This window comes from Streptomyces albidus (ex Kaewkla and Franco 2022) (assembly GCF_013870515.1).
In the GTDB taxonomy this organism is placed as follows: domain Bacteria; phylum Actinomycetota; class Actinomycetes; order Streptomycetales; family Streptomycetaceae; genus Streptomyces; species Streptomyces albidus.
Genome location: NZ_JACBXA010000248.1, coordinates 1 through 8,578, shown reverse-complemented (window position 1 = coordinate 8,578; position 8,578 = coordinate 1). Strand labels below are relative to the sequence as shown.

9 protein-coding genes are annotated in these 8,578 nt (G+C 70.6%); 8 read left to right on the top strand and 1 reads right to left on the bottom strand.

Annotation, left to right across the window (positions count from 1 at the left end):
* Positions 1-149: 149 nt before the first annotated feature.
* Positions 150-890, top strand: a complete 741-nt coding sequence (locus tag H5J26_RS25420; protein ID WP_181768301.1) for an MIP family channel protein — start codon at positions 150-152, stop codon at positions 888-890.
* Positions 891-917: 27 nt separating this feature from the next.
* Here the strand turns inward: H5J26_RS25420 and H5J26_RS25415 are convergent, their stop codons facing one another.
* Positions 918-1,313: a DUF1844 domain-containing protein gene (locus tag H5J26_RS25415; RefSeq protein ID WP_181768300.1), complete on the bottom strand. Its 396-nt coding sequence runs from the start codon at positions 1,311-1,313 to the stop codon at positions 918-920.
* A gap of 322 nt (positions 1,314-1,635) precedes the next feature.
* Between H5J26_RS25415 and infC the strand changes: the two genes are divergently transcribed.
* From infC to pheT, 7 genes are all read left to right on the top strand, one after another.
* A complete protein-coding gene (infC, locus tag H5J26_RS25410) occupies positions 1,636-2,256 on the top strand; it encodes a translation initiation factor IF-3 (protein ID WP_181768302.1) in 621 nt (206 codons plus the stop codon).
* Between the two features lie 108 nt (positions 2,257-2,364).
* Entirely contained in the window at positions 2,365-2,559 is a 195-nt protein-coding gene (gene rpmI, locus H5J26_RS25405) for a 50S ribosomal protein L35 (RefSeq protein WP_181768299.1), read from the top strand.
* A gap of 83 nt (positions 2,560-2,642) precedes the next feature.
* A complete protein-coding gene (gene rplT, locus H5J26_RS25400) occupies positions 2,643-3,026 on the top strand; it encodes a 50S ribosomal protein L20 (RefSeq protein WP_181768298.1) in 384 nt (127 codons plus the stop codon).
* 100 nt (positions 3,027-3,126) lie between these two features.
* On the top strand, positions 3,127-4,002 hold the full coding sequence (locus tag H5J26_RS25395) for a TrmH family RNA methyltransferase (protein ID WP_181768297.1): 876 nt from the start codon (positions 3,127-3,129) through the stop codon (positions 4,000-4,002).
* 148 nt (positions 4,003-4,150) lie between these two features.
* Positions 4,151-5,347: a sensor histidine kinase gene (locus tag H5J26_RS25390; protein WP_181768296.1), complete on the top strand. Its 1,197-nt coding sequence runs from the start codon at positions 4,151-4,153 to the stop codon at positions 5,345-5,347.
* A gap of 182 nt (positions 5,348-5,529) precedes the next feature.
* Positions 5,530-6,660, top strand: a complete 1,131-nt coding sequence (pheS, locus tag H5J26_RS25385) for a phenylalanine--tRNA ligase subunit alpha (RefSeq protein WP_181768295.1) — start codon at positions 5,530-5,532, stop codon at positions 6,658-6,660.
* Positions 6,660-8,578: phenylalanine--tRNA ligase subunit beta (gene pheT / locus H5J26_RS25380; RefSeq protein ID WP_181768294.1), on the top strand; the 1,919-nt coding region annotated here is incomplete at its 3' end. The genes pheS and pheT, both read left to right, overlap by 1 nt.

Sequence of the window (8,578 nt, the reverse complement as noted above, 5' to 3'; positions counted from 1 at the left end):
TCGAACTGGCGGTGCTTCCACCCGGCAGCTCCCTGCCCCGCGGCGCCCTCTACCGGCGCTGAGGGCAGGCACCGGCTCGACATGCGGGTCCGCTCAACGCGGCGGAGACTCGGATGGTGATCGACCATCCCCGACGTGTCAGGAGCGTCATGTCGACCGAGACGGAGCTGCAGACCACTGCGGCGGAATTTCTGGGAACCCTGGTCCTCGTCTTCTTCGCGGTCGGTGCCACGGTGCTGTCGGGCGAGTTCATCGGCACGCTCGGCATCGCCCTGGCCTTCGGTTTCACACTGCTCGCCCTGGCGTACGTGATCGGGCCGATCTCGGGGGCGCACGTGAACCCGGCGGTCACGCTCGGCATGCTGGTGGCCAAGCGCCTCGACATGCAGACGGCCGTCAGGTACTGGGTCGCGCAGGTCGCCGGCGCCATCGCCGGTGCGGCGCTGCTGTTCCTGGTCGCCAAGCAGGTGCCCGGACTGCGTACGAGCGAGGGCTTCGGCAGCAACGGCTTCGGCGACCGGTCCGCGGTGAGGATCAACCTCGGCGGTGCCTTCGTGGCCGAGCTGCTGCTGACGATGCTGCTCGTCTACGTGTACCTGTGCATGACGCACAGGGTGACGGTGGCGGGCTTCGGGGGACTGCCGATCGGCCTGACCCTGGCGGCGGTGAACCTCATGGGCATCCCCCTGACCGGCGCCTCGGTCAACCCCGCACGCAGCCTCGGCCCTGCGATCTTCGCCGGCGGCGCCGCGCTGACCCAGCTGTGGCTGTTCATCGTGGCGCCACTGGCGGGCGGTCTACTGGCGGCGATGGTCCACCGGATCACGCACCCTCCGGCGGGCGCGGAGATGCACAGGAACATGCAGCCCTCCGGTTCGCCCCTGCGCTGAGGTCCGGCTGGGCGCCCGCCGGGGCGCTCAGCCGATGACCGGGCCGGTGAACTTCTCCCCGGGCCCCTGTCCGGGCTCGTCGGGTACGGCGGAGGCCTCGCGGAACGCCAGCTGCAGCGACTTCAGACCGTCGCGCAGGGGCGCTGCGTGGTACGAGCCGATCTCCGTCGCGGCGGCGGTGACCAGTCCGGCCAGCGAGTGGATGAGCTTCCGCGCCTCGTCCAGGTCACGGTGCTGCTCACCGTCCTCGGAGAGCCCGAGGTTCACCGCTGCGGAGCTCATCAGGTGGACGGCGACCGTGGTGATCACCTCGACCGCCGGCACGTCCGCGATGTCGCGGGTCATGCTGTCGAAGTCGGGGTTTCCGGGAGTGCCCGCGCCATCGGCGGGCCCTGCGGGGTCTGCGGGTGTGGAGTCGCTCATGGGCGCCAGCCTAGGCCTCGCCCCCGCCTCGCCACCCCGGTGGGGAGCACCTGCGGCCCCTGGTATGCTGGGATATCGACCGGCTGAAGAACGTCTCTTCAGCCCGCAAGTGGAGGCTCCGATCTCCCACCTGACGGTCCTCAGGACCGCGGGTCAACGGTCAGGCTGCGCCCCGCGGATAGTCGCGTCGGTGCTCCCGGTCTTTGAGGAGCCCCGCATGTGTCCGTCAGGGGCGTTTTGTGCGTTCCGGCGCGGGGGTCACACGAACTGACCGCACGCGGCCGTCCGCCAGACCGTCGCGTGGTGTACCCGAGGAGGCCCCATCAGCGCCGAGCCCCGCATCAACGACCGGATTCGCGTCCCCGAGGTGCGACTCGTCGGTCCCAGTGGCGAGCAGGTCGGCATCGTGCCGCTTGCCAAGGCCCTGGAGCTAGCGCAGGAGTACGACCTCGACCTGGTCGAGGTGGCGGCGACAGCACGTCCGCCCGTGTGCAAGCTCATGGACTACGGAAAGTTCAAATACGAGTCGGCCATGAAGGCCCGTGAAGCGCGCAAGAACCAGGCGCACACGGTCATCAAGGAGATGAAGCTCCGGCCGAAGATCGACCCGCACGACTACGACACCAAAAAGGGTCACGTCGTCCGGTTCCTCAAGCAGGGTGACAAGGTCAAGATCACGATCATGTTCCGCGGACGTGAGCAGTCCCGCCCCGAGCTGGGCTTCCGGCTGCTTCAGCGCCTCGCGGACGACGTCGCCGACCTGGGTTTCGTGGAATCCAACCCGAAGCAGGACGGCCGCAACATGATCATGGTGCTCGGTCCGCACAAGAAGAAGACCGAGGCGATGGCCGAGGCCCGCGAGGCTCAGGCGGCCCGCAAGGCCGGCCGTCAGCCGGAGAGCAGCGCGATCGAGGAGCCCGCCGAGGAGCCCGCCGAGGCGTGAGCCCTCCTGGGGCCCCGCCTCGGATACCCGAAACAGCGATACAAGACGCTTCCGCCTGCCGGTCTGCGGCATGCCCGGGAGCGTCACCGACGAGGAGTGAACGGCGACATGCCGAAGAACAAGACGCACAGCGGTGCCCGTAAGCGCTTCAAGATCACCGGCTCCGGCAAGGTGCTGCGCCAGCGTGCGGGTCGTCGCCACTATCTCGAGCACAAGCCGTCCACGCTGACGCGCCGCCTCGCTGGCAACACCGAGATGGCCCCGGGCGACGCCAAGAAGGCGAAGAAGCTTCTCGGCAAGTAGATCCAGCTCGACCCGGGACCCATTCGATTCGGGCTGGGTGGTCTCGTCCACCAGACCGGCCCCGTGTACCAAGGAGTCATCAAGTGGCACGCGTCAAGCGGGCAGTGAACGCACACAAGAAGCGCCGGGCGATCCTGGAGCAGGCCAGCGGCTACCGCGGTCAGCGCTCCCGTCTGTACAGGAAGGCGAAGGAGCAGGTCACCCACTCCTTCGTCTACAACTACAACGACCGCAAGCGGCGCAAGGGCGACTTCCGGCAGCTGTGGATCCAGCGGATCAACGCCGCCGCCCGTGCGAACGGCATCACCTACAACCGCTTCATCCAGGGTCTGAAGGCTGCCAACGTCGAGGTGGACCGCAAGATCCTCGCCGACCTCGCAGTCAACGACGCGGGCGCCTTCACGGCCCTCGTCGAGGTGGCTCAGAAGGCCCTCCCGAGCGACGTCAACGCTCCGAAGGCCGCCTGAAGCACGCCGCGCATGACGGAAGCACAGCGACGGACCCGTAGGCATCGCGCCTGCGGGTCCGCTGCTGTGCCGGGACGAACCACGAAGTGAGCCGCCGCCCATGGGCACACCCGACCTGATCTCCCCGCGCTCCGCACGGGTCGCCGCGGCACGGCGGCTGGTCCGGCGCAACTTCCGCGCCAAGGACCGCCGTTTCCTCGCCGAGGGCCCACAGGCCGTACGGGAGGCCGTCGCCGTTCGTTCAGCGGAACCCGGGGGTCCTGTGCTGCTGGAACTCTTCGCGACTCCAGAGGCCGCCGAACGCCATCCGGAGATCGTCCGTGAGGCCGGGGAGACGGGCGCACGCGTCCACTTCGCCGACCTCGAGACCCTGGCCGACATCGCGCAGACAGTCAGCCCGCAGGGCCTCATCGGAGTCTGCCGCTTCGTGGACCGTCCGTTTCAGGAGGTGCTGGCGGAGCGCCCCCGGCTGGTGGCCGTACTCGCCCATGTACGCGACCCGGGCAACGCCGGCACGGTGCTGCGCTGCGCCGACGCCGCGGGTGCCGAGGCCGTCGTTCTCACCGACGCGTCCGTCGACCTGTACAACCCCAAGGCCGTCCGGGCCTCCGCGGGCTCCCTCTTCCATCTGCCCGTGGCGGTGGGCGTCCCCGTCGAGGAGGCGACAGGCGGGCTGCGTGCCGCGGGAGTGCGGCTCCTGGCAGCGGACGGCACGGGCGAGCACGACCTCGACGCCGAACTCGACGCGGGAAGCATGGGCGTGCCCACCGCCTGGATCTTCGGCAACGAGGCGTGGGGCCTGCCGGAGGAGACGCGCGCCCTCGCGGACGCCGCGGTGCGGGTGCCGATCCACGGCCGGGCGGAGAGCCTCAATCTCGCGACGGCCGCCGCGGTCTGCCTGTACGCCTCCGCGCGTGCGCAGCGCGCCCCCGGGGGATGCCGTACGGGCGCCGACGGTCGAGGGGTCACGGAATAGCGCACTCCGGCGCACGTCCTTCAGCGCGTTTTCTTGGTCGAGCGCGGCTTCAGCCCGACGTCGCGGGGAGGGACACTGCGGACCAGGCACTAGTAGGGTGGCCAGCCCGGGGGCGAGCGAGAGCGGCCAGAGAGGGGGGTCGGCGGGGATGGATGTACGCGCTTACGGAACACCACCGCGCGAGGTCCTGTCCGATCCCGGCAGCAGCACGCTCGACAGCAGAGCCGGCGCGGCAGCCGGCTCCGAGGACGCCCCGGCCGCTCCCCACGACGAGGGAAGTCCCGAGCACGAGGCGCTCGACGTACACCCCGACGACCTGCCCGAAGGGCTGGTCGTGGCCGACGACGCAGGCCGCGTCATCTGCTTCAACGCCGCCGCAGCCCGCCTGACCGGCCGCCACGCTTCCGACGCTCTCGGCCGTCCCCTGCACGCCGCGCTGCCGCTCGAAGACCTCGAAGGCCGCCGCTGGTGGCAGCTCACCGACCCCTACGGCGGTCTCGCCACCCGCACCGGACAGCCCGAACGCAACCTGCTCCTGCCCGGCGGGCAGGAGGTGCTGGTGGCGGCACGCTACGTACGGGCGTACCGGAAAGGGCCCGTGCACCGGCTGGTGGTGAGCCTGCGGGGCACCGAGGCCCGGCGCCGCGCAGAGCGCAGCCATGCCGAGCTGATCGCCACCGTCGCCCACGAGTTGCGCTCCCCGCTGACCTCGGTGAAGGGCTTCACCGCGACGCTGCTCGCGAAGTGGGAGCGCTTCACCGACGACCAGAAGCGCCTGATGCTGGAGACCGTCGACGCCGACGCGAACCGCATCACCAGGCTCATCGCCGAGCTGCTGGACATATCCCGCATCGACTCGGGGCGTCTCGAGGTGCGCCGTCAGCCGGTCGACATGGCCGCGGCGGTCCGCCGCCACGTCGAGGCGCACGTCGCGGCGGGACGCTCCGCGGACCGCTTCGTCACCCGGGTCAGCGAACCTCTGCCGGGCCTGTGGGCCGACCCGGACAAGGTGGACCAGGTCCTGGGCAACCTGCTGGAAAACGCAGTGCGGCACGGCGAAGGCACTGTCACCATCGAGGTGGCGCCCGCGCCGGCCCGTAGCGACGAACAAGGAACCGCAGTGACCGTGAGCGACGAAGGCCCCGGCATCCCCGAGGAGTCGATGAGCCGCGTCTTCACCCGCTTCTGGCGGGGGAGCAAGCGCGGCGGCACCGGCCTGGGGCTCTACATCGTCAAGGGCATCGTCGAGGCGCACGGCGGGTCGATCACGGTGGGCAGGGGATCCGCCGGCGGGGCCCAGTTCCGATTTACCCTGCCCGTGGGCGCCCCGGCCTTCATGGCCTGAGCGGCGCGCACGGGCTTCCCCGGCCCCTCAGGGGCCGTGCCGGTCCCTCGCGCCCCGGAGTGCTCGAAGCCCCGGGTCCGCCGCCGGTGATCACATCCGCGTACGGGGGACCACGCTCGCCCCTCTAGACTCGGCTGTTGGCACTCTTGCGCAGCCAAAGCCAATCGGAAGTACGGGAAAAGATGTCCGCACCCAATAAGTCGTTCGACCCCGTCGAGGTCGAGGCACTGAAACCGGAAGTGATCGACCGGGCCAAGGACGAGGCGCTCGCCGCCATCGCCGGCGCCGGTGATCTCGAAGCGCTGCGCGAGGTGAAGGCCGCCCACGCAGGCGACCGCGCCCCGCTGGCGCTGGCCAACCGCGAGATCGGCGCACTGCCACCGCACGCCAAGGCCGAGGCCGGCAAGCGGGTCGGCCAGGCCCGCGGAGCGGTCGGCCAGGCGCTGAAGCTGCGGCAGGAAGAGCTGGAGCGCGAGCGCGACGAGCGCGTCCTGGTCGAGGAGGCAGTCGACGTCACGCTGCCCCACGACCGCGTGCCCGCCGGAGCACGGCACCCGCTGACCACCTTCTCCGAGCGCGTCGAGGACATCTTCGTCGCCATGGGGTACGAGGTCGCCGAGGGCCCCGAGGTCGAGGCCGAGTGGTTCAACTTCGACGCCCTCAACATCGCGCCCGATCACCCGGCGCGCACGATGCAGGACACCTTCTTCGTGCGGGCAGGCGGCGACGCGAAGGACGAGGGCGAGAGCGGCGTCGTCCTGCGTACGCACACCTCACCGGTGCAGATCCGTACCCTGCTGGACCGCGAGCCGCCGGTCTACGTCATCTGTCCCGGCCGCGTCTTCCGTACGGACGAGCTGGACGCGACCCACACTCCCGTCTTCACGCAGGTCGAACTCCTCGCTGTGGACGAGGGCCTGACGATGGCCGACCTCAAGGGCACTCTCGACCACATGGTCCGGGAGCTGTTCGGCGAGGGCGTGCACACCCGTCTGCGTCCCAACTACTTCCCGTTCACCGAGCCTTCGGCCGAGATGGACATGGTCTGCTACCGCTGCCACGGCGAGTCGGTCGGGAACCCGGACAACCCGTGCCGCACCTGCTCCAGCGAGGGCTGGATCGAGCTGGGCGGCTGCGGCATGGTCAACCCGCGGGTGCTCACGGCCTGCGGCGTCGACCCCGAGAAGTACAGCGGGTTCGCCTTCGGGTTCGGGATCGAGCGGATGATGATGTTCCGCCACAACGTCGAGGACATGCGAGACATGGTCGAGGGTGACGTGCGCTTCACCAGGCCGTTCGGGATGGAGATCTGATGCGCGCCCCGCTTTCGTGGCTGCGAGAGTACGTCGAGCTGCCGCCGGGAGAGACCGGCCGGGACGTCGCGGCGAAGCTGATCGACGCCGGACTCGAGGTCGAGACGGTCGAACGGCTCGGTGCAGGGCTCAAGGGGCCGCTCGTCGTCGGCAAGGTCCTCGCGATCGAGGAGCTGTCCGAGTTCAAGAAGCCGATCCGCTACTGCCAGGTCGACGTGGCGGACGCCAACGGCACCGGCGAGGCCCAGAACATCGTCTGCGGCGCGACCAACTTCGCCGTCGGCGACAAGGTCGTCGTCGTGCTGCCCGGGGCCGTGCTGCCGGGCGACTTCGCCATCAGCGCCCGCAAGACCTACGGCAAGGTCTCCGAGGGCATGATCTGCTCGGCCCGTGAGCTGGACATGGGGGACGACCACGACGGGATCCTCGTCCTCCCGCCCGAGTACGAGCCGGGCACCGACGCCATCGAGCTGCTCGAACTCGTCGACGAGGTACTGGACATCGCGGTCACACCCGACCGCGGCTACTGCCTGTCCATGCGCGGCATCGCCCGCGAGACGGCCATCGCCTACGGGCAGCAGCTGCGGGACCCGGCCCTGCTCGACGTCCCCACGCCGAACGAGCACGGATTCCCGGTGCACGTCAGCGACCCCGAGGGATGCGACCGCTTCGCCGCCCGTACGGTCACCGGGCTGCGCCCCGAGGCCAGGTCGCCGATCTGGCTTCAGCGACGGCTGCAGAAGGCGGGCATGCGTCCCGTCTCGCTGCCCGTCGACATCACGAACTACGTGATGCTGGAGCTGGGTTCACCGCTGCACGCCTACGACCGCTCCCGGCTCGACGGAGCCATCACGGTCCGCCGCGCGGCGCAGGGCGAGCAGCTGACGACCCTGGAGGGCACGAAGCGGAAGCTGGACGCCGAAGACCTCGTCATCGCCGACGACGCCGGGCCCATCGGGCTCGCCGGCGTGATGGGCGGGATCAACAGCGAGATCGCCGACCCCGAGCAGGACCCGGGCACCGGCGAGTGGCGCGGCACCACCGAAGTCGTCGTGGAGGCCGCGCACTTCGACCCTGTCACCGTCGCCCGTACGAGCCGCCGCCACAAGCTCTCCTCGGAGGCCTCCCGGCGCTTCGAGCGCGGCGTCGACCCGGAGGCGGCGGCCGCGGCCGCCCAGCGCACCGTCGACCTGCTGGTGCTGCTCGCAGGGGGATCCGCCGAGGCCGGGGTCACCTGCTTCGTCGCTCCGCACGGGCCGCACACCATCAAGATGTCGGCCGGTCACCCGGACCGCGTCGCGGGCGTCACCTACGGTCGCGAGACGGTGGTGCGCCGGCTGCAGCAGGTGGGCTGCGACGTCTACGGGCAGGACGAGCTGACGGTCACCGTGCCCTCCTGGCGCGCGGACCTGACGGATCCCAACGACCTGGCCGAGGAGGTCATCCGGCTCGAGGGGTACGAGAACCTCCCCTCGACGCTGCCACGGCCGCCCGCGGGCCGCGGCCTGACGGAGCGGCAGCGGCTGCTCCGCCGTGTCGGCCGCGCGCTGGCAGGCGCCGGCTACGTCGAGACGCTCAACTACCCGTTCGTCGGGGAGGCTTCCGCCGACCAGCTCGGCCTGCCCGAGGGCGACGAGCGCCGCCGGACGGTCACCCTGGTCAACCCGCTCTCCGACGAGGAGCCGGCCCTGCGCACGACGCTGCTGCCGGGTCTGCTCCACGCGCTGCGCCGCAACGACGGCCGCGGCAGTCAGGACAGCCAGGGGGGCCTGGCCCTCTTCGAGACGGGGCTGGTCTTCCAGCCGGGCGGGGCGGAGCTCCGAGCGCCCCGGCTGCGGGTTGACTCCCGTCCGTCCGACGAGGAGACGCGGCGGAATGGTTCCCGGCCAGCCCGTCCTCATCAAGGACCACATCAATC